The organism is Paraburkholderia sediminicola (assembly GCF_046027355.1).
GTDB lineage: Bacteria > Pseudomonadota > Gammaproteobacteria > Burkholderiales > Burkholderiaceae > Paraburkholderia > Paraburkholderia sediminicola_B.
On the sequence record NZ_JAQQEK010000008.1, the window covers coordinates 126002 to 146517 of the forward strand.

Here is a 20516-nt window from a genome sequence, read left to right on the forward strand (position 1 = left end):
TTTTTTCGGGGCCGACATGCATAAACGCATTCTGGTAGCGATCGACGGCAGCGAGACGTCTGAGCACGCGTTCGACAGTGCACTGCAACTCGCACATGACAATGACGCGCAGTTACAGCCGCTCTATGTGATCGACAACCCGCTGATGGCATACGACGCGTCCGGCTACGATCCGACGATCCTGCGCGACGCCTGCATGGAGGAAGGCCAGAGACTGATGGCCGACGCGCTGGCGCGAATGAAACACGAAAACGTAGCCGGCACACCGCGGATCGTCGACGTCGCGCCGATCGGCGAGGACATCTCGGAGAGGATCCGGATTTCGGCCAACGAATTCAATGCGGACCTGCTGGTGCTCGGCACGCACGGGCGACGGGGTTTCAAGCGTCTGTTCCTGGGCAGCGTGGCTGAACGCGTCGTGCGCAGTGCGAGCCTGCCGGTGTTGCTGGTCCCGAGCCGGCAAGCGCAAACCACGGTCGCGGAGACCGTCAGCCCCGCACACACCGACGTCGCCGCTGCGATGTACGAACTGCCCCGCTAATGGCGGCCGATGCATCGCGGCGAACTAGGCCGCGATGATCACCTTGAGCGCGCGGGTGTCGGCCGCGTGCGCAAAGGTTTCGTACGCGTCGAGGATCTGCTCGAATGTGAAGCGATGGGTGATCAGAAGTTGGGGATCGAGCCTGCCGGAACGCAACGTCTCCAGCAGCATCGGCGTGCTCACGGTATCGACCAGCCGCGTGGTGATCGTGATATTCCGGTCCCACAGGTGCTCCAGATGAAGATCCACCTTCACGCCATGCACGCCGACGTTGGCAATCGTGCCGCCCGGCGCGATGATCTCCTCGCACAATTCGAAGGTGGCGGGTATGCCCACCGCTTCGATGGCAGTATCGACGCCACGCCCGGATGTGAGCGTCATGATCGCCTTCATTGCATTGCCGTCCGTGCCGTTGATCACCGCGGTCGCACCGAAACGCGTCGCGGTCTCCAACCGGTTGTCGTCCAGATCGACCATGATGATTTCGCCAGGCGAATAGAAGCGGGCCGTGAGCAACGCCGCGAGTCCGATTGGCCCGCTACCGACGATAGCCACCGTACTGCCCGGTTCAACCTTGCCATTGAGCACGCCGCATTCGAACCCCGTCGGCAGGATATCGCTCAGCATCACAAGTGCCTCTTCGTCGGCGTTGTCGGGAATGCGGTAAAGGCTGGTATCCGCATGCGGGATCCGGACGAATTCGGCCTGCGTACCGTCGATCTTGTTGCCGAGAATCCAGCCGCCGCTCACACAATGGGAGTACATCTGTTTGCGGCAGTACTCGCACTTGCCGCAAGCACTAATGCATGAGATGAGAACGCGCTCACCCGGCTTGAAGGTGGTCACGCCCGGCCCTACCTCGTCGATGACGCCCGTGCCTTCATGCCCGAGCACGCGACCCGGCTGGCAGGTCGCGACGTCGCCCTTGAGAATGTGCAAGTCTGTTCCGCAGATCGTCGTCTTGCTGATCCTGACGATGGCGTCGGTGGCCGCGTCGATGATCGGTTTGGGACGGTCTTCAACCGCTTTCTTGCCTGGGCCGAGATAGACGAGAGCCTTCATTGTCGGTAACTCCGTTTGCATGCGTGGGGTGCGGGTCGTCGTGCGAGAACTCGCGAGTGATCGCAGCACGCGGCGTCACGACGTTCGTGCTGATACGGCAGCCAAATTCAATGCCGCTTTCGTCAGAGCGCAACGGCGTGCTGGCTGAAGACGCTTGGCTCGCCAATCGGCATGACTATCCGGCCGTGCACCTCGTTGATCACATCGGCTGCGGACAGATAGAACGCGAGCGCGGCCGTGACAAGTCCCATGTAACCACCGGCCATCCGCAAGAGGACCGAACCCGTCCACTCGCCACCCGCCAGCAAGCCGAACGTGATCCACAGTGCCAGAAAGATAGCCTGCAGCGCGCGGGGCGAACGAAAAGTGGCCAGCCACATATAGAACGTAAATACACCCCACAGGAACAGATACCAGCCAACGAAAGCGGCCGGCACTTTATCGTGCAGAAACAACACGAAGAGTGCGAATGACCACCAGAAAGCCGCGTAGCTCAGAAAGGCGGTCGCGCCGAAGGTGTTGCCGCGCGGCAGTTCCATCACGCCGGCAATCGCCTGCGCGGTCCCACCGTAGGCGAGCGCGCAGGCGAGCACGAGGCCCATCGACTCGCCCGGGAACCAGCCGGCGTTGATCATGCTCAGCAGCCACGTCGTCAATGCAAAGCCGGCGAGACCCAGTGGCGCGGGGTTCGCGAGTAGTGTTCGGTTCGGTGCGCTGGCCATGGCCTGCTCCTGAAGATAGAAAACAATCGGGCGATCCCGTGGCCTTCGCGACGAATCACCCGAGCTGATCGAGAATGGCCGGATTCTCCAGCGTGGATACGTCCTGGGTGATCTCTTCGCCAGCCGCAAGCGAGCGCAGCAAACGGCGCATGATCTTCCCTGATCGGGTTTTCGGCAGATTCTCGCCGAAGCGGATTTCCTTGGGCTTTGCGATCGGCCCGATCTCCTTGCCGACCCAATTGCGCAGCTCATTCGCGATTCTGATCGCCACGTCGCCGGTGGGGCGCTCGCCCTTCAACACCACGAACGCGACGACGACTTCGCCGGTCGTATCGTCAGCGCGCCCGACAACAGCGGCCTCCGCAACCAGCGGATTGGCGACCAGTGCCGACTCGATCTCCATGGTGCCGAGCCGGTGCCCCGACACGTTGAGCACGTCGTCGATCCGGCCGGTAATCGTGAAGTAGCCCGTGTCTTCGTCACGCACCGCCCCGTCGCCCGCGAGATACAGCTTGCCGCCGAGTTCTTCAGGAAAGTAGCTCTTCGTGTAGCGGTCCGGATCGCCCCATACGTTGCGCAGCATCGAAGGCCATGGACGTTTGACGACGAGAATGCCGCCCTGCCCGTTCGGCACGTCGCGCCCGGTCTCGTCGACCACCGCTGCCATGATGCCCGGCAATGGCAGCGTGCACGAACCCGGCACGAGCGGCGTGGCGCCCGGCATCGGCGCGATCATGTGACCGCCCGTTTCGGTTTGCCACCAGGTGTCGATAACAGGGCAATGGCTGTGACCGACGTGCTCATAGAACCACGTCCACGCAGCCGGGTTGATCGGCTCGCCGACCGTGCCGAGCAGACGCAGCGTCGAGAGGTCGAAACGGTCCGGATGAACCTTCGGGTCGGACTCGGCCAGCTTGATCAGCGAGCGGATGGCGGTCGGTGCGGTGTAGAACACCGTCACCCGGTGTTTCGCGATCATCTCCCAGAAACGGCCGGCGTTCGGCCACGTCGGCACACCCTCGAACACGACCTGGGTTGCGCCGATTGCCATCGGACCATACGCAATATAGCTATGACCGGTGATCCAGCCGATGTCGGCGGTACACCAGAACACGTCGCTACGCTTTGCGTCGAAAGTCCACTTCATGGTCTGCGCGGCCCACATGAGGAAGCCCGCCGTGCTGTGCTGCACGCCCTTCGGCACGCCGGTCGAACCGGACGTGTACAGGATGAAAAGCGGATGCTCCGCGCCCACCCATTCCGGCTCGCAAACGTCGCCTTCGGCTTGCGTCAGTTCATGCATCCACAGGTCGCGCCCTTCATGCCACGCGACCTTGCCACCCGTGCGCCGATAGACGATCACACTCTTCACCGCGTCGCAGCCGCCCATCGCGAGGGCTTCATCCGCAATGTTCTTCAGAGGCAACGCCTTGCCGCCGCGCATCTGCTCATCGCAGGTGACGAGCGCGATCGCACCCACATTGACGATCCGCTCATTGAGCGACTTCGACGAAAAGCCGCCGAACACGACTGAATGGGTCGCGCCGATCCGGGCGCAGGCCTGCATGGCGACGATGCCCTCGATCGACATCGGCATATAGATCACCACGCGGTCGCCTTTTTTCACACCGCGGGTTCGCAGCGCGTTAGCAAAGCGGCTTACCCGTTCGAGCAACGCGCGATAGGTGATCTGCGTGACGGTACCGTCGTCGGCTTCGAAAATCACGGCGACATGGTCGCCGTTACCCGCTTCGACATGGCGGTCGAGGCAGTTATACGAGGCATTCAGGGTCCCGTCTTTGAACCATTCATAGAACGGCGCGCGGGATTCATCGAGAATCGAAGAAAACGGCGTTTTCCATTGCAGCGTTTCGCGTGCGAGACGGGCCCAGAATCCGGTGTAATCGCGCTCCGCCTCGGCAACCAGCGCGCGATAGGCATCCATGCCGGATATCGCGGCGTACGCCGCCACGCTGGGGTGCGGGAGGAATGACTGGGGCTCCTCCAGAATCGAATCGGTAGTTGACATCATGTCTTCCTCGCACGCTCTCACGCGTGCTTGAGAAATGCTTTCCGGCGAGCCATTGCGCCATCGCGGCGCAAGTCACCGGCCAAGCCAATGTAGATCGGTCACGGAGATCGTGAGTCGAGAAATTGCTTCGTTTCCTGTTGTTACGTTACGTCAGGACCTTGTAATGACGGTGCTCGTGCAGTGAGCGGAAGTCGGTACGGTGGCGTACCGGTTGGGGAAATCCGCTTCTGATCACCGTCATATCCGCATTTAAATGCGCATGGCCGGAAATGGTCTAATCCCAGGCATCAGCCGTAAAGACGAAGACGTTGCGAAAATTGTCGCAGGGCGTCGATGCGACTTTGTTCCGCACGATGGCACCAGTCCTGCAACTGGCGGAGTAGTTGTTCACGCGAGAGATTCGAGCGCTCCCAGATTGCCGACAGATCCTCGCGCAATTCCGCGTAGATACGAAGCGTCGGCGCATTGTCGTATAGCCCCTTGGGCACCGGTTGACACGCCTTGGCTTGCCCTGCCTGCCCGTCGTCGCGAAACCAGTGTCTGACGCCACGCATAAGCAGGGCTTTCTCTCGGCGACTAGTGTGTTTCACATGCGCCAGTTCCTGCCGGAAGGCGCGCTCAGCCGTTCGGGCATAGCTTGCCATTACCTCGAAGCGGTTTCGAAGTACGGCTTGCAGGGTATCGTCGTCGATCTCCGCTTTGCCTTTGACCAGATGCGGCCGCGGCGCCACTTTCCTGACCGTGGCCAGCCCAAGCGAGGCAAGGACGCAAATGTACATCCAGCCCATGTCGAACTCGTACCATCTGTTCGACAATTTTGCGGATGTCGCATACGCATGGTGATTGTTGTGAAGTTCTTCGCCGCCGATCAGGATACCGATCGGGATCACGTTCGTGCTCGCATCAGGAGGACCGAAGTTGCGGTAACCCCAGAAATGACCCAGCCCGTTGACTACCCCGCCAGCCCAGAAAGGAATCCACATCATCTGGATGGCCCACACCGACACGCCGACGATGCCAAACAGCGCGACATCGATCACGATCAGCAGGCTGATGCCAAGGTTTGGATACTTCGCATAGACGTTGCGCTCCATCCAGTCGACCGGTGTGCTGTGGCCGAACCGGCGAAGTGTCTCCTCGTTTTTCACCTCGGCGCGATAGAGTTCGGCACCGCCAAGCAGCACCTTCCAGATGCCCCTGATCTGTGGACTGTGAGGATCCTCTTGGGTCTCGCACTTCGCGTGGTGCTTGCGGTGGACCGCGGCCCACGTGCCCGTCACCATGCCGGTCGTCATCCATAGCCAGAAGCGGAAAAAATGGCTGACAAGAGGATGCAGGTCGAGCGCGCGGTGAGCCTGGCAGCGGTGCAGATAGACGGTTACGCTGATAATCGTGACGTGCGTCGAAATCAGCGTAGCTAACAGAATCTGCCACCCAGAAAGGGCCAGCAGACCATCCGAGAGAAACGCGAGTGAGGTACTGAACAAGTTGCCCCTCTTTCTACAACAACGTAGTGCCGATCTGAACGTCTCGCTACCGATCAGTCATATTGCACGGCGTGCGAGACCTTCAGAATGCCCGAATCCGTATGAGAAGTCGGTACGGTGCCGCACCCGTTGCGAACACTTCATGCATGAGTTGGGCAAGACATTCCGGCCTTAGCGAAGGTCGCCGCGTTCACTGGCCATAAACGTCAAAGTCGAAATACTTTTTCGCGATCCTGTCATATGTGCCGTCCGCGCGCGTGTCGGCGATTGCCTTGTCGATCTGCGCCTTCAGGTCGGTGTCTTCCTTGCGCAAACCGATCGCGGTGCCGCTTCCGAGCGTCTTCGCATCGTAGAGCGCATTGCCGGCAAACGCAAAGTCCTTGCCTCGCGCCGTGCGCAGGAAACCGACATCAGCCTGCACGGCGTTCTGCAGCGATGCATCGATGCGCTCGGCAATCAGGTCCGAGTAAACGAGATCCTGATCCTGGTAAGCCACGATCACCGCGCCGGCCGGCTCCCAATACGTCTTCGCGTACGTTTCCTGGATCGAGCCCTGCTCTACGCCGATTCGCTTGCCTTTCAGCGCTTCTGGCGTTGGCGTGATCGTTGAGCCCTTCTTCGCGACGAGGCGTGTCGGAATACGGAATACCTTCGACGAGAACGCGATCTGCGCCTGACGCGCCGGCGTCATCGACATGGTCGATAGCACGCCGTCGAACTTGCGCCCCTTCAGCGCGGGGATCATCCCGTCGAATGCGTTTTCGACCCACACGCATTTTGCGTTCAGACGGCGGCAGATTTCGTTGCCCAGGTCGATGTCGAAACCGACGAGCTTGCCGTCGGCGGATTTCGATTCGAATGGCGGATAGCTCGCGTCGACACCGAACCGCACGGTCGACCATTCCTTCGCGATCGCGCTGCCGGATGAGATAGCCAGCAGCGCAATGGTCAGGCTTGCAAGCAGGGATTTCATGTTTCTCCTTTCATGACTTTTTAAACGAATGAGCGGCGGGCCCCGCTGTCGGAGCCGCATCCGGCGCGCAGCGCCCGCCATTCGACCGTAATTCGTCCGGTCTTACCAATTCATTAAAAAAATCAACTCATGCATACGGCGCATGTCAGCGCGCCGCCGTCAGGACGGCCGCGCCTTTCGCCAACAACGTCAAACAGTCTGACCCGCGCCGAGGTCCGCGCCTGTCGTCGGATCCGAGTCAGCATCCGACGCGGTTCTCGATGCCATTGCCTGCAACACCTTCACATCGCGTTGCGACACGTTGACGGTGGCCATGCCGTCACCGCCATCCACGGCCGGCTCCGGAGACTCGACGAACTCCCAATCCGGGCCTTCGTTCCAAGGCCCACGCGGCGCATCATCGCCTCGCGACATGTTGTAGTAGACGCTCGTGTATTCCGGCACGCCAGGAAGCTTGCCCTGCGGAAAGTTTGGCTGGATCGAATGCAACGCCTTCTCGAACGACTTCTGGTGGGCGATTTCTCGCGTCATCAGAAAGCCGAGTGTTTCCTTGATGCCCGGATCGTCGGTGACGTTGATCAGGCGTTCGTAGACGATCTTCGCGCGAGCCTCGGCCGCAATGTTCGACCGCAGATCGGCTGTCGGATCGCCGATCGTGTCGACATAGGAAGCGCACCAGGGCACACCAGCCGAATTGGTCAGGGCCGGGCCGCCACCGTACAGCAACGCCGTTGTGTGGGAATCGTTTCCTCCACCCGTCATCGAACGATAGAGTTCCGCCTCTGCCTCCACGGCTTCGGCCAGTTGGCCCTTGGCACTTTTGTTCAGCATCGCCACGATCGAGCCAACGATTTCCAGATGACTCAGTTCTTCGGTTGCGATATCGAACAACAGATCCTTTCTGCCAGGATCATCTTCACCGAGCGCCTGGGTGAAGTACCGGCAGGCGGCACCGAGCTCGCCCTGAGGTCCACCGAATTGCTCCAGCAGCAGATTCGCAAGACCCGGATTCGGCGCGGCGACGCGCACGGTGTATTGGAGGCGTTTGTTATGGATGAACATGCGACTTCTCCGGTGACTGGCCAAAGCAACTCCGTACGGGTGCAGACGTGGACCTGTTATGTCCCTGTACCTGTCGAGAATCGCGTGCGACCATGGATCAACCCGGACAGCGGTGCAACCGAATGGTTGCCCGCACCCAACGGTGGGCGTCCGGCTCTCAGAGCGGACGCTCTGGCGGATGCACGGCGGAAATGCCGTGCATGGCAACGCATTGCCGCTCATTGTTCAGCATGCGCTGTGCCCATCGTGCAAATACCGTTGCTTAACTGGCCATGCGGGGCCGCCGCCATGGCTCTGCGGAAAAACCAGCGAGTTGACGTCGACTTCTCGCGAGCTCGATCGACGGGTGCGCCCGCAGGGTATAGAAGAGTTATTTACGTGCCCGCCGCCAGGCATTCGGGTAACGGCACAGTGAATCTCTACCTGCTGCGCGGCAGTCGTACGGCGAACGCCGTTTCGCCTTGTTCGGAACGCACTTCGATCTCGCCACCGTGAGCCTTCGCAATTTCGCGCACGATATACAGTCCGAGGCCGAGGTGGCTGTCCTCCTCGTAGCCTTCCTCAGGACCCACGCCGCGCTTCAGAGGCTCAAAGATCTGTTCCATGGCTAACGGCTCAATTGAGGTTCCGCTATTCGCGACAACGATACGAACAGCCTCCTCCTCACCGGTCACAATGACCCGCACTGGCGTATTCGGCGCGCCGTACTTGACTGCGTTCAGAACGAGATTGCCGAGCAATTGCTGCAGACGTTGGCCGTCCCAGACACCCTCGGATTTGCCCCGCATCTCCAGATCGAACTGGCGATCGGGATGGATCGTGCGAAGCTGGTCCAGTTCGTCGCGAAAGACGGTCGCGAGATCAATGTGAGTCGGAACGATGTTGATACCCAGACCTAGCTTCGTCCGGTTGAAATCACACAGATCGTCCAGCAGGGCCTGCATGCGGGCGCCGCTTCTGATCAGGCGGCCTGCAGCACTCGCCACACTCTCCCCGGCATTCAACGCGGCGAGATACGAAGCTGTCATCTGGATGGTCTGAAGCGGGCTGCGCATGTCGTGCCCAAGCATCCCAAGCAACAGGTTGCGAGCCTGCTCCACTTGCGCGCTGAAAAAGCTGACCGATTCGGCGAGTGCCTGATCGATTGCTTCGTTGAAGCGGATGATGTCGTCCATCACCAGTTCCTCGCGCGGGCATTGGTCCATCCATAGACGCAGAACGCTGGCGCGCAGAGCGCGGTACTCGGCCGTCAGTTGCCTGATGTCGAAACCGCTTCGTGCTCGAAGAATGGCGTGTGTTTGTGCCGCCGTCTCAGGGGCATCGATCATCCGGGGCGCGTGCCCCTTTGATTTTTCAAGCTGTGCTTCCCTCGTCTGGGCTGTCGACAGATCCTTCGCCACTGCCTCGAGGATCTGTTGCGCGTGGTCGCGTAAAGCCGGCGATTGCATGTTCGCGGCGGCTGGCAACAAGGTGCCGGCGAACGCCTCCCATTGCGCCAGGATTGCTTCCATGTTCCGCAAGATGAAGTCAGCCAGTCGCATGTCCGCCTCGAATGGTGGCAAAAACCTTTGAACAGCATACATACGTGGCGCCCATGTTACGCGGAAATCCGTCGTGTGATCCGGGCGGGTCCGCCAATTGCGTTCGTACGATACACAGTCCGGAGAAACGGCGATGAAGCCTGTCCGCTCTCACCATTTACTCATTGCAGACGACGACCCTGCTCTGCTCGCCGCATACGTCCAGTATTTCGAGCTTCACGGCTACGAGATTCGAGCCACTCGAGACGGAGCCGATGCGTTATCCGAGTACAGCCGGTGGTTTCCCGCAGTGGTTATTCTCGACGTTCAGATGCCGCGACTCGACGGTCGAGAGGTGGCCAGGAAAATCAGGGGTCTCAGGGGCAAGCCCATACCCTTGCTTGTCGCGGTGTCCGGGTTGTCATCGCAGTCCGAGAGAGCGGTATCGCTCAGGTCCGGTTTCGATCACCATTTCGCCAAACCGGCCCAGCTTCCGGTCATTCTTTCCGCCATTGCTTTCCGCTCACGTACCCACGACCCGGACATCGCCCAGGTTCAGAGCCGTTGTTGACCGTCCGTTTTCGGGAGCATGCGCACACCGGTAACCTGGCTGAGTCAACCGGCAGCACGAAGTTCTGACGGTTCGAAATAGAAATTCCTGTTCCCCACGAGGCGCGCGACCATGAAGTCGATGAATGTCCTCACCCGCAACGGCTGCTCGGTCCGATGGCGATAGTAGATATAGACCGCTTCGCGCTGGGTGACATGCTGAACCAGCAACGGAACCAGTTGGCCGCTCCTGATCGGCGCGGTGGCTGAAAAGCTGCCGAGTTGACCAATGCCGAGTCCCGCGATCACGGCTGCAGTCTCGGCGTCGGTGTCGTTGACACATAAGGCCGTCGCGATGTCGCGGTAGACGATTTCATCCCCGATCAGGAATTCCCACGGGGCCTGCTTGCCCGTATTCGCGCGCCGGTATCCCGTGCAGCGGTGAGCGTCGAGTTCGTCGATAGTCCGCGGCGCGCCATGGCGCTCGATATAGGCAGGCGACGCGCAGACGATCAACTGAATCGGCAAAAGCCGACGCGCGATGCTGCCGCCCGACGGCGGAGACCCGCCACGAAAGCCCACATCGGCGCGATCGCTGATGAGGTCGGTGAAGTGGTCGTCGAGTTGCACATCGAGCTGCACGTTCGGATGCAATTCGGCGAATTCCAGAAAGTAAGGCCACAGCACCACGTGCCCCATTGCCCTTGGCGCGCTGACCCGCAGCGGGCCCGCAATCTCTGCTTTCGAGCGTCGCGCGTCGTCGAGTGCGGACGACAGGACAGCCAAAGCAGGCTTCACGCTGTCGAGCAGGCCCTGCCCCTCCTCGGTCAAGCTCAGCTTGCGCGTGGTTCGATGGAAGAGCCGCACGCCCAGCTCCTTTTCCAGTTGCATCACCGCATGGCTCGCGGCCTGCGGCGAAATGCCCTGATCGACGGCCGCCTTGCGCAGGCTTCCGAGCTCCGCCGCCCGGACGAATATGGTGATCGCGCGAACTTCATTCATCGCCGCCCCCATTAGCAAATAAAAGTTGATTATCAGTCTAGCAATCTACGCCTAGTTCGTGCGAATCAATACTCCTATGATCCGTTCACACCCACCCCAAACGTAGGAGAAGCATCATGGTTGAGCTCACGAAGAACGGCATCAAGCGTGTCTGGTTCATCACGGGCGCGTCGCGCGGCCTGGGCGCCCTGATCGCCCAGGCGGCCCTGGCTGACGGCAATGCGGTGGTCGCCGCCGGCCGCAATGTTGCGGCGATCGTCGAGCGCCTCGGCGACTCGCCGGCATTGCTGCCCGTGGCGCTGGACGTCACGGACGAAGCGCAGGCGAAAGCCGCGGTTCAAGCCGCGATCGAAAAATTCGGCCGTATCGACGTGCTGGTCAACAACGCGGGATTCGGTTTGCTCGGCGCGATCGAAGAGTCTACCGACGCGGACGTGCGCCGCATGTACGACACCAACGTGTTCGGGCTGCTGACCGTCACGCGCGCCGTTTTGCCGGCAATGCGCTCGCAGCGCGCCGGTCACGTCATCAATATGTCGTCGATTGGCGGCTATCGGGCCGCCGCCGGATTCGGCGCGTACAGTTCGACAAAGTTTGCGGTCGAAGGCTTGACCGAAGCATTGCACGCCGAATTGAAGCCGCTCGGCATTCATGCGACGGTCGTCGAGCCGGGTTACTTCCGGACTGACTTCCTCGACGCGTCATCGCTTGTCGTCGCACGCGAGGTCATTGCGGACTATGACGCGACATCGGGCAACGTGCGTCGGCATGCTGCCAACATGAATCACAACCAGCCGGGGGATCCCGCGAAGCTCGCAACGGCGATGATCGAACTGGTCGATGCGCAAACGCCTCCGCTGCGTCTGCCGCTTGGCACCGACACACTGAAGGCCATCGCTGACAAGAACGCCTATGTCGCGCAGGAAACGGAAACCTGGAAGGCGCTGTCGGCATCGACCGACTTCAACGATTGATAGTTGACGATCAGATGCGGATGCCGAATGGTCTATCAATCACCGATCGTTCTGGCATCTCGCCCTGTGTCCGCTTGCCTACGCATCAGCAGAAGCAACGCGATAAGCACAAGGACTATCGTCAAGCCGACAAACAGCAGCGTCGCGCGTTGAATGTCGGACACCTGCACGGCGATACCAAGGCCGATCACAGGTAGTGAGATCGCCACATAAAGCACGACGAAAAAGCTGGACGTGACTTCCGCTCGCCGGTGCGCGGGCGCCGCCGCCGCGATCTCGCCCAACCCGGCGCGGAAGCTGATGCCCTGCCCAATGCCTGCCAGGGCCGTGCCGAGCAAAAGCGCCCCGAGCGATTGTGCCGGCACGCACAGGCCGACACACATCAGCCCCACGACGAGTCCAACGCAGCCAGCCGCTTGCCGCCATCGGGCGGTAATGACCGTCTGCACAATCTGTCCGAGGGCGGAGCACGCGAACAGCAGGAACACGATCGCGCCGGTCACGATGCCACTGTGAGAGCCGAGTACGCTCCGGATCAGTTGAGGGGCGACCGCCGCAAAGAAGCCCACCACGACGAAACCGGCAAAGCCCGCCAACGCGGCGGGAATAAACGCAGGGCGTACTTCGGCGGGAAGCGAAATTTTCTGGATGCCGAGCTTCACTCGCGACGCAGTCGCAGCGGTCTCCGGCACGCCAAGGACGATCAGTGCGGCGACACCGACCAGCGCGAGATGCGCCGCAAAGGCCAAGCGCATCGGCCAGGGAAATAGTTCGACGAGGATGCCGCTTAGCAACGGACCGCAACCCAGCCCCAGCATATTGGAGGCGGTCGCCGCGAGCATGGCTTTGCCGCGCCACGCAGGCGGCGCGAGTTCGATCACGGCTACGGTGGCGGTTCCTGTGAAGATGCCGGCGGAGATTCCCGACAGCAGGCGGCCCAGCATCAGAAGCGCCAGCCCGTCGCTGAGCAGGAACGTCAGCGCCGACGCGGCCGACGCACACAGTCCCGCCAGCAGCATGCGACGACGGCCTAGCTGATCGGACCAGTTGCCGACCAGCAGCAACGCACCCAGCACGCCGATTGCATACGACGCATAGATCACCGTGATGATGGTCGGAGTAAAACCATATTGCAGCTGGTAGTACCGATAGATTGCCGTCGGTAGCGTGGTGCCCATCATGTTGATCGCGAACGCCAACGCGACGGCCAGAAATGCGATCGGGGATTGCGGTGCGGCAGAAGCGGCTTTCATGAAGCGTCCCAACGGTTGCTCGAACAGTGCGCGCAATTATGGGCAATTTCTCACGGTCTTGCTGACAGCTCGACGATCGTGCTCAGCGTCGATCTCCTCTTGCTGCGACTACGTTAAGCGATGGGCACATCGCGCGGACGTAGATGATCGGTCCGCTTTTCGCCGTGGTCGAACTCGCGTTGCGCCAATTCCATTTCGCTCATGTGGGCTTCGACCCAATCCCATATCCCGCAGATCTTGTCGAGCAGGCTGCGTCCCAATGGCGTCAGTTGATAGTCGACCCGCGGCGGTATCACCGGATGCACGTAGCGCGTAACGAGGCCGTCACGCTCGAGCTGTCGCAATGTCTTGGTGAGCATTTTCTGGCTCACGCCCTCCACCACTTCGCGCAGCCGCGAAAAACGCATCTCGCCATGCGTGCCGAGCGCGTCGATGACGAGGATCGTCCACTTGTCCGCGATCTGCTCGATGATGTTGCGCGCCAGGTCATCGGTTTTTTTTTGCGGGTTGTCGTGCGCGTAAGCGCTGTCGTAGCAATTAGTTTCCATGGGGAAAGTATGAAACCGTCAGGTGCCTTCTTGTGATCGCCGGATGCCGCTGAAATAATCGGCTCGCCTGCCCGTCCGATGGGCACGTCGCCGTTAATCAGATCGCATTCGACCCGTATGCGGTGCTTTACGTAGTGCTTTGATTAGAGAGCTTCACATGACTATTGAAACAATCGCAATTGAAGGTTTAACGACCCCCGTCTCACGCATCGGCCTTGGCACCTGGGCGATCGGCGGATGGATGTGGGGTGGCACGGACGAGAAAGACTCGATCGCGGTGATCCGCCGGGCGCTCGACAGCGGTGTCAATCTGATCGACACAGCACCGGTGTACGGCTTCGGCGCTTCGGAGGAGATCGTCGGCAAGGCGCTGGCCGATGGGTATCGGCACAAGGCGGTCATCGCGACCAAGGTCGCATTGGAATGGCGCGACGGCGCGGTGTTCCGCAATTCGTCGCCAGAGCGCATTCGTCAGGAAGTAGAGGATACGCTTCGGCGCTTGCGGACAGATTACATCGACCTGTATCAGGTCCACTGGCCCGATCCGCTGGTGCCGATCGAAGAGACCGCTGCGGTGCTCGACGCTCTGCGCAAGGAAGGCAAGGTGCGCGCGCTGGGCGTGAGCAACTTCTCGCCTGCGCAAATGGATGCGTTCCGCCGCGTGGCGCCGCTGTCGGCCACACAGCCGCCGTACAACCTGTTCGAGCGCGACATCGACCGTGACGTGCTGCCGTATGCAAAACAGCATGGGCTCGTCGCGCTGGCCTATGGGGCTCTGTGCCGCGGACTGCTGGCGGGGCGCATCGGCGTCGAGACGCGTTTTGAGGGCGACGATCTGCGCCAGCGCGATCCGAAGTTTCGCGAGCCGCGTCGCGAGCAGTATGTCGCGGCGGTGAAAGCACTGAACGTGTTCGCGCGCGATAACTTCGACAAGTCGGTGCTCGCGCTGGCTGTGCGCTGGGTGCTCGACCGCGGCCCGACGATCGCGCTGTGGGGCGCACGCCGTCCGGCGCAACTGGACGGCATCGACGATGTATTCGGCTGGCGTCTCGACGAGAAAGCGTTCGCGCAGATCGACGCGATTGTCGCGCAGTTCGTCAAGGATCCCGTAGGGCCGGAATTCATGGCGCCACCGGAACGCGTGCTCGTAGCGTGACAGGAGGCGGTGGTGATGGCACTCGGCACCACGCTGTGCAGCGAACTGACCTTCAGTACTCACTGTGTCGCGCCGATGTGCCGCAATGCATCCTCCGCGGCCGGGTTGTGTTGTGCGATCGCCATTTGCAACGCGGTCCCGCCGCGCGCATCGACATGATTCGCGTTGGCGCCGTGCGCGACAAGCACCGGAATCATATCGAGCCGGCCGAATAGCGCGGCGAACGACAACGCCGTTTCCCCCGCATTGTTGGTTTGATCGATGGCGCAATGCGTGTCGAGCAGCATCATTGCAATCTTCGTCTCGCCTTTGAAGAGCGCCCCCATCAGCGCCGTGTTGCCATGCCGGTCGGCGGCGCAAGCATTGGCGCCTACGGAAAGCAAAGCCTTCAATGTCTGCGGATGATTGTCATACGCGCTGAGGATCAGCGCGGTATAGCCTTCGGGCGTCGTCGTCTCGAGCGGGAAATGGGCATCGATCAACGCCTGGACAATATCCGTGCGTCCCGCGCGCGCCGCGGCAAACCAGTCTTCGGTGTAACGTGGCGTGTCCGTCGCTGCCGAATACGTTCCGGGCTGATACACGTGCTGCGCACAACTGGCTGTCAACAGTGCGGTCAGGGTGGCGGCCGCCACGGTCCGAACAAGGCGCCGGGCGGTGAAAGAACATCGCATTACGTCCTCCGTGAGAAAGCTTACCTAACGAGTCGGGAAGCTTGCTTGCGCAAGCCTCCCGTGCAAATTTCAGTTATCGCTCAGGTGTGCTGCCGCATCCTTCACACGGGTGACATCCGCATGAGTCGCACGCGCGAGACGGGTGCCGTAGTCGGCATCAGCCTTATAGAAGTACGAGAGCATCGCGTACTTGTTTGCGTCGTTGGTCACGCGGCCAAGGTCGCCCGATAGCGCCGTGATCAGATCTGTCTTGTCCGTCTCGGACAGCGTCCGGTAGTACTCGCCGGCTTGACGGAAGTCGAGCGTCTTGTGGATCGCTCTTTGCTGGGTCGTCCCCTTCAGCGGCGTCTGCACGGACTTGTACTTGTCCTGCTGGGCGATTTCGGCGACTCCGGATGGCTCGTAGTTCACTTCGCCCTTTCGATCATCCTCATTCATCAAGCCGTCCTGGTTGTTGTTGTAGACCGGGACGATCGGACGGTTGATCGGCAACTGGTTGTAATTCGGGCCGAGGCGATACATCTGCGTGTCGGCATAGGCAAACAGGCGGCCCTGCAACATCCGGTCTTCGGACGGCTCGATGCCCGGCACGAGCCGCGACGGCGCGAATGCCGATTCTTCCGTGGACTCGAAATAGTTATCCGGAATGCGGTTGAGCGTCATCGTGCCCACCTTCTGCTCCGGGATGGAGGATGGCCACACCTTCGTGTCATCGAGCGGATCGAAATCGAACTTGTCCAGATCCTTCGGCGAGAGCACCTGGATATAAAGATCCCATTGCGGGTAGGAATGCGCCTTGACCGAGTTGTACAGGTCGTTGGTCATCATGTTCCAGTCGGCGCCGATCGAATGCGGGATATCCTGGGGACGAATACCTTCGATGCCCTGACGGCTTTTCCAGTGGAACTTCACGTAGTGCACTTCCCCTTTCGCGTTCACGAACTTGAATGCGTGCACACCGAAACCGTCCATGTGGCGATACGAATCCGGCATGCCCTCGTCCGTGTAGAGATGCGTCAGCATGTTCGTCGCTTCGGGCGAGTGAGCAAAAAAGTCGAACGCCAGATTCGGATCCTGCACACCCGTCACCGCCGACGGTTTGTTCGCATGCACGAAGTCAGGAAACTTGATGGCGTCGCGGATGAAGAAGATCGGCCAGTTGATGCCGACCATGTCCCAGTTGCCTTGCTGCGTGTAGAACTTGATAGCGAAACCGCGCGGGTCGCGTGCCTGCTCGGGCGATCCGCGATAGCCCATCACCGTCGAGAACCGAACGAAGACCGGGGTCTTCGTTCCTGGCGTGAACACCTGGGCAGTGGTCAGCGAACTGAGGTCTGCAGTCGGCACGAACTCGCCGAAGAGACCTGTGCCACGCGCATGCACGACGCGCTCGGGTATGCGCTCGCGATCGAAGCGCTGCAGCTTCTCGATGAGATGAGAGTCCTGCAAAAGAACCGGGCCTTCAGGGCCCGCCGTCTGCGAGTTCTGGTTGTCGCCGACCGGCGACCCGCTATCCTGAGTCATATCCGCGCCATGCGCCGGTTGAGCGATCGAGATTGCCGAGATGATCGAGAAAATGCTTGCTGCAATCTGTGTCTTCAGTATTTTCACGTTGTATTCCTGGGTTCGGTTGGAAACCGGAGGAATCCTATGGCTCGGCTATTCGATTAGCCAATCTCTTTTTCCTATCATATCAATAGAGGCCGAATAACTTTCAAAAATAACAAGTGCGGAATACCGGGAGGCAATGAACGCAGCACCGCTCTGCAGAACGATTTCACGTTGGCAGGCGCTGCGTGCTTTATATGTAACTAGAGACATTACAATTGAATTTAGTATTTCCACACATACCCTTATGAGCAATATGTTTTTATCTGGAATATCTGTGCGGCATTTAATTATTTTATAAATCACCTTAAGTTAACCTTATCCTTGCGCGGAATAGAGGCAATGAATGAACGGCATACCCCTTTGCGCAAAGGTGATTTCGATATTAGGCACTTCTGAGGCCGGCGACCCGCGCCTATAGTCAGCTCAGCTTTCGGACGCTAACCCAACTTCGTGATGGGCCCGCACGAAGTTTTCTAAATCCAAAGGAGCAGACCATGTTGACCCGTACGTCTCCGACGCCTTTCGCCGAACCCGCTGCCGTGACCCTCGATGCGCAATACTTCGAATACACGTCGTCAGCCAATCCGATCGGCGCGAAGCTCATCTCGCGCGTACCCTTCCGCAATTTCCCGCCTTCGCTGTACGCGGACGGCGCAACCCGGGTCGTGCCGCTCGACCTCTCCGCGGAGTTGGGTTGCCCCGGCCCCGCGACCAGTCCCGGCCTGAGCGCCAATTTCCTGCGCATCAACGCCGGGGATGCATTGACACTCGCCCCGAACGCGACCTCGCAGGTTTGCTATGTCATCAGCGGGACCGGCAGCGTGACCCAGGCCGAGACCCACTTCCCGTTCGCGCAGGGCGATTTCTTCACCCTGCCCGGCGGTGATGCCGCCGTGCTGTCCGCCGGCGCAACAGCCACGCTCTATTACGTCAACGACGCACCGTTGCTCACCTATCTCGGCACGACCGGCGTCGTGGCGCGCTTTGCGCCGACGCGCTATCCGGCCGCCCAGGCGCAGGCGGAATTGCGCAAGGTCGCGGAAGAAGCCAATGCGGGCCGCCGCAACCGCATCAGCGTGCTGATGGGCAACGCCAACTTTCCGCAGACGCGAACGGTCACGCATGTGTTGTGGGCCATGTTCGGCATCGTGCCGCCCAACTCGATGCAGAAGCCGCACCGCCATCAGTCGATCGCACTCGACTTCATCGCCGGGGGCAAGCCAGGCGTCTATACGCTGGTCGGCACCGAGCTGGATGAGAACGGCAATATCGCCCATCCGACCCGCGTCGATTGGGAAGCCGGGATGGCGTTCGTGACGCCGCCGGGATACTGGCATGCGCATTTCAATGAAACGGACGAAAACGCTTATGTGATTCCGATCCAGGATGCCGGCTTGCAGACCTGGCTGCGCACGCTCGACATCCGCTTCGCCCGTTAAGCCTGAAGCGCCAGTGCGAGTCCGTCGTCCCAGTACGGCGGCTCGCCAATCGCCTCGGCATAGAAGTCCACGAACGCGCGCACCTTCGACGATACGATTTTCTTCGGCGGGTAGACCGCCCAGACCGCTGGTTCGGCCCGCCCCGTGCGCGCCTCCCATTCAGGCAGCACGTGCTGCAGCCGCCCGTCGCGCAGGGCCGTGGACGCGAGCCACGTCGGCAGGAGCGCAAGGCCGCAGCCGGCCACGGCGAGTTCCAGCACGGCTTCGGAATCGTCGGCGCGCAAGCGCCCTCGCAATGCCACCAGCACCTGCTCAGGCGATGCCTGTGCATCCGCGATGCGAGTGAAAGACCATTTGTCGTCCGGCAGCAGGGACAAGCGAAGCACATCATGAGCGGCCAGATCTTCGGGGACACGAGGCATTCCGCTCCGCTCGAAATACGCCGGGCTGCCGCAGACAATACGGCGATGCGACGCAATGCGTTTGGCCATCAATGACGAATCGGGCAGCACGCCGATGCGGATCGCCACGTCGATGCCGGCTTCGATCATGTTGAGCGTTTCGTCGGTCGACACGATATCGAGGCCGATGTCAGGGTAGCGCGTCATGAACGCCGGCAGGTGCGGCACGATATGCCGGCGCCCGAATGCGGACGGCATCGTGACGCGTAGCACGCCTTGCGGTGTGCGATTCAGCGACGACGTCACCTGGCGCGCGTCATCGAGCGCCTGCAGGGCAAGCATGGCGTGCTCACGAAATAGCCTGCCGCCCTCGGTCAGGACGAGCCCCCGCGTCGACCGGTTAAACAGCGCAATGCCCAGATCCTTTTCCAGCTCGCTGACGTAGCGCGAGATGGTCGAGGTCTTGACTGCCATTTCATGGGCCGTCTTGCTGAAGCTCTGCAGTTCCGCTGCGCAAACGAAGGCGCGTACCGCGGCAAAATAATCCATGGCATGTCTAATGTGAATCGAGCGTTCTACAAGGAGCTTCACGACTGAACTCGCGCAACGCTCTGCGCGCGAGCCGGTTCGATCACAGCAACGGCAGCGTCAGTCTGATGTGCTCAGCGAACACCGTGATCAGATGGGACGGACGCTCCCGCTCGAACTTCAGGGTAATGCCTATGGTGGGCAAAGGCGGAAGCGCGGGATCGCCATTGAGTATGTAGAGGTCCGGTGCGACGGCAGTCTGTGTGATGACGGCCACGGCCTGCCCCGAGCGGACCAGGGCCGTGAGGCCGGCGAGACTGCTGCTCGCATAGGCGATGCGGTAGGCCCTGCCCGCGCATTGCAGCGCTTCGCAGGCCGCCACGTGGTCGAGCGTGTCCGGATCGGAAAGCGCCAGCGGCAACGGGTCGAAGTGTGCGGAATCCAGTCCTGGATAGCCAACCCAGACCAGCGGCTCGCGGCGAATGATGTCGTCGTTCGAGGCGTCCTCCGGCAACGAGATCATGGCAAGGTCCAGCGCATGCATCTCCAGTTGTTCGAGCAGTCGCGGCGTGGGGGCACAAATCACTTCGACCAGCGCATGCGGATGCTGGCTCGAGAACTGACGCAGTAAATGCGGCAGGAAAACGGCGGCGTAGTCGTCCGGGCAGCCGAAGCGGATCGTCCCCGACAGTCCTTTGCCGGACAGATCGGCCATCGCCTCGTCGTGCAGCCGCAGAATGCGTTGGGCGTGGATCAACAGGCGTTCGCCGGGATTCGTCAGCACCACCCCGCGACCCGTGCGCTGGAACAACGGCTGGTCGACGATTTCCTCGAGGCGCTTCATCTGCTGACTCAGCGCCGACTGCGTCCGGCCGATCCGGTTCGCCGCACGACTGAGCGCCCGAACTTCGGCGACGACAGTAAACGATCGCAGCAGATCGATTTCGAGTGAAAGACTCAAGGTATTAGGCTCGCTTCTAGC

The 20516-nt window shown here is 60.9% G+C and carries 19 protein-coding genes; 5 read left to right on the forward strand and 14 right to left on the reverse strand.

The genetic code is table 11. The features are described 5' to 3' along the window. Positions 1-16: 16 nt before the first annotated feature. A complete protein-coding gene (locus PQR42_RS15975) occupies positions 17-541 on the forward strand; it encodes a universal stress protein (RefSeq protein WP_408386654.1) in 525 nt (174 codons plus the stop codon). Between the two features lie 24 nt (positions 542-565). Here the strand turns inward: PQR42_RS15975 and PQR42_RS15980 are convergent, their stop codons facing one another. The 7 genes from PQR42_RS15980 to PQR42_RS16015 all read right to left on the reverse strand — a co-directional run bounded on the left by PQR42_RS15980 (position 566) and on the right by PQR42_RS16015 (position 9420). Beyond that, the gene (locus PQR42_RS15980) at positions 566-1603 is read right to left on the reverse strand and encodes a zinc-dependent alcohol dehydrogenase family protein (RefSeq protein WP_408386652.1); all 1038 of its coding nucleotides are present in this window, start codon (positions 1601-1603) and stop codon (positions 566-568) included. Between the two features lie 122 nt (positions 1604-1725). After that, complete coding sequence (locus PQR42_RS15985; RefSeq protein WP_408205548.1) at positions 1726-2325, reverse strand: acetate uptake transporter; 600 nt, start codon at positions 2323-2325, stop codon at positions 1726-1728. Between the two features lie 55 nt (positions 2326-2380). Beyond that, a complete protein-coding gene (acs, locus tag PQR42_RS15990) occupies positions 2381-4354 on the reverse strand; it encodes an acetate--CoA ligase (protein ID WP_408205693.1) in 1974 nt (657 codons plus the stop codon). Positions 4355-4644: 290 nt separating this feature from the next. Beyond that, complete coding sequence (locus tag PQR42_RS16000) at positions 4645-5844, reverse strand: DesA family fatty acid desaturase (protein WP_459252320.1); 1200 nt, start codon at positions 5842-5844, stop codon at positions 4645-4647. A 190-nt stretch (positions 5845-6034) separates the two neighbouring features. After that, a complete protein-coding gene (locus PQR42_RS16005) occupies positions 6035-6817 on the reverse strand; it encodes an ABC transporter substrate-binding protein (protein ID WP_408445230.1) in 783 nt (260 codons plus the stop codon). A 189-nt stretch (positions 6818-7006) separates the two neighbouring features. Next, positions 7007-7879, reverse strand: a complete 873-nt coding sequence (locus tag PQR42_RS16010; protein WP_408386647.1) for a manganese catalase family protein — start codon at positions 7877-7879, stop codon at positions 7007-7009. Positions 7880-8298: 419 nt separating this feature from the next. Beyond that, entirely contained in the window at positions 8299-9420 is a 1122-nt protein-coding gene (locus tag PQR42_RS16015) for an ATP-binding protein (protein ID WP_408386645.1), read from the reverse strand. 133 nt (positions 9421-9553) lie between these two features. Here PQR42_RS16015 and PQR42_RS16020 point away from each other — a divergent pair, with 133 nt between their 5' ends. After that, positions 9554-9970: a response regulator gene (locus PQR42_RS16020; protein WP_408386643.1), complete on the forward strand. Its 417-nt coding sequence runs from the start codon at positions 9554-9556 to the stop codon at positions 9968-9970. Between the two features lie 44 nt (positions 9971-10014). Here the strand turns inward: PQR42_RS16020 and PQR42_RS16025 are convergent, their stop codons facing one another. Beyond that, entirely contained in the window at positions 10015-10950 is a 936-nt protein-coding gene (locus PQR42_RS16025) for a LysR family transcriptional regulator (RefSeq protein WP_408205543.1), read from the reverse strand. 116 nt (positions 10951-11066) lie between these two features. Here PQR42_RS16025 and PQR42_RS16030 point away from each other — a divergent pair, with 116 nt between their 5' ends. Next, entirely contained in the window at positions 11067-11924 is an 858-nt protein-coding gene (locus PQR42_RS16030; protein ID WP_408386641.1) for an oxidoreductase, read from the forward strand. 35 nt (positions 11925-11959) lie between these two features. Here PQR42_RS16030 and PQR42_RS16035 read toward each other — a convergent pair whose 3' ends face one another. Continuing rightward, a complete protein-coding gene (locus PQR42_RS16035) occupies positions 11960-13177 on the reverse strand; it encodes an MFS transporter (RefSeq protein WP_408386639.1) in 1218 nt (405 codons plus the stop codon). 113 nt (positions 13178-13290) lie between these two features. Beyond that, positions 13291-13725: a winged helix-turn-helix transcriptional regulator gene (locus PQR42_RS16040; RefSeq protein WP_408386637.1), complete on the reverse strand. Its 435-nt coding sequence runs from the start codon at positions 13723-13725 to the stop codon at positions 13291-13293. Positions 13726-13882: 157 nt separating this feature from the next. Between PQR42_RS16040 and PQR42_RS16045 the strand changes: the two genes are divergently transcribed. Further along, positions 13883-14881, forward strand: coding sequence for an aldo/keto reductase (locus tag PQR42_RS16045; protein ID WP_408205539.1), 999 nt, complete (start codon positions 13883-13885; stop codon positions 14879-14881). 59 nt (positions 14882-14940) lie between these two features. On the opposite strand, the gene PQR42_RS16050 is transcribed toward PQR42_RS16045, so the two are convergent. Then, the gene (locus tag PQR42_RS16050) at positions 14941-15555 is read right to left on the reverse strand and encodes an ankyrin repeat domain-containing protein (protein ID WP_408205538.1); all 615 of its coding nucleotides are present in this window, start codon (positions 15553-15555) and stop codon (positions 14941-14943) included. A gap of 69 nt (positions 15556-15624) precedes the next feature. Next, a complete protein-coding gene (locus PQR42_RS16055) occupies positions 15625-17079 on the reverse strand; it encodes a catalase (protein WP_408205692.1) in 1455 nt (484 codons plus the stop codon). Between the two features lie 581 nt (positions 17080-17660). On the opposite strand from PQR42_RS16055, the gene PQR42_RS16060 reads away from it, so the two are divergent. Continuing rightward, positions 17661-18605 (forward strand): cupin domain-containing protein, encoded by a 945-nt coding sequence (locus tag PQR42_RS16060; protein WP_408386635.1) that lies wholly within the window; start codon positions 17661-17663, stop codon positions 18603-18605. On the opposite strand, the gene PQR42_RS16065 is transcribed toward PQR42_RS16060, so the two are convergent. Together PQR42_RS16065 and PQR42_RS16070 are read right to left on the reverse strand one after the other, a co-directional pair. Next, positions 18602-19555 (reverse strand): LysR family transcriptional regulator, encoded by a 954-nt coding sequence (locus PQR42_RS16065; RefSeq protein WP_408386633.1) that lies wholly within the window; start codon positions 19553-19555, stop codon positions 18602-18604. The genes PQR42_RS16060 and PQR42_RS16065 overlap by 4 nt on opposite strands. Positions 19556-19637: 82 nt before the next feature. Next, positions 19638-20495 carry a LysR family transcriptional regulator gene (locus PQR42_RS16070; protein ID WP_408386631.1) on the reverse strand — a complete coding sequence of 286 codons (858 nt, stop codon included), beginning with the start codon at positions 20493-20495 and terminating at the stop codon, positions 19638-19640. Positions 20496-20516: the final 21 nt, after the last annotated feature.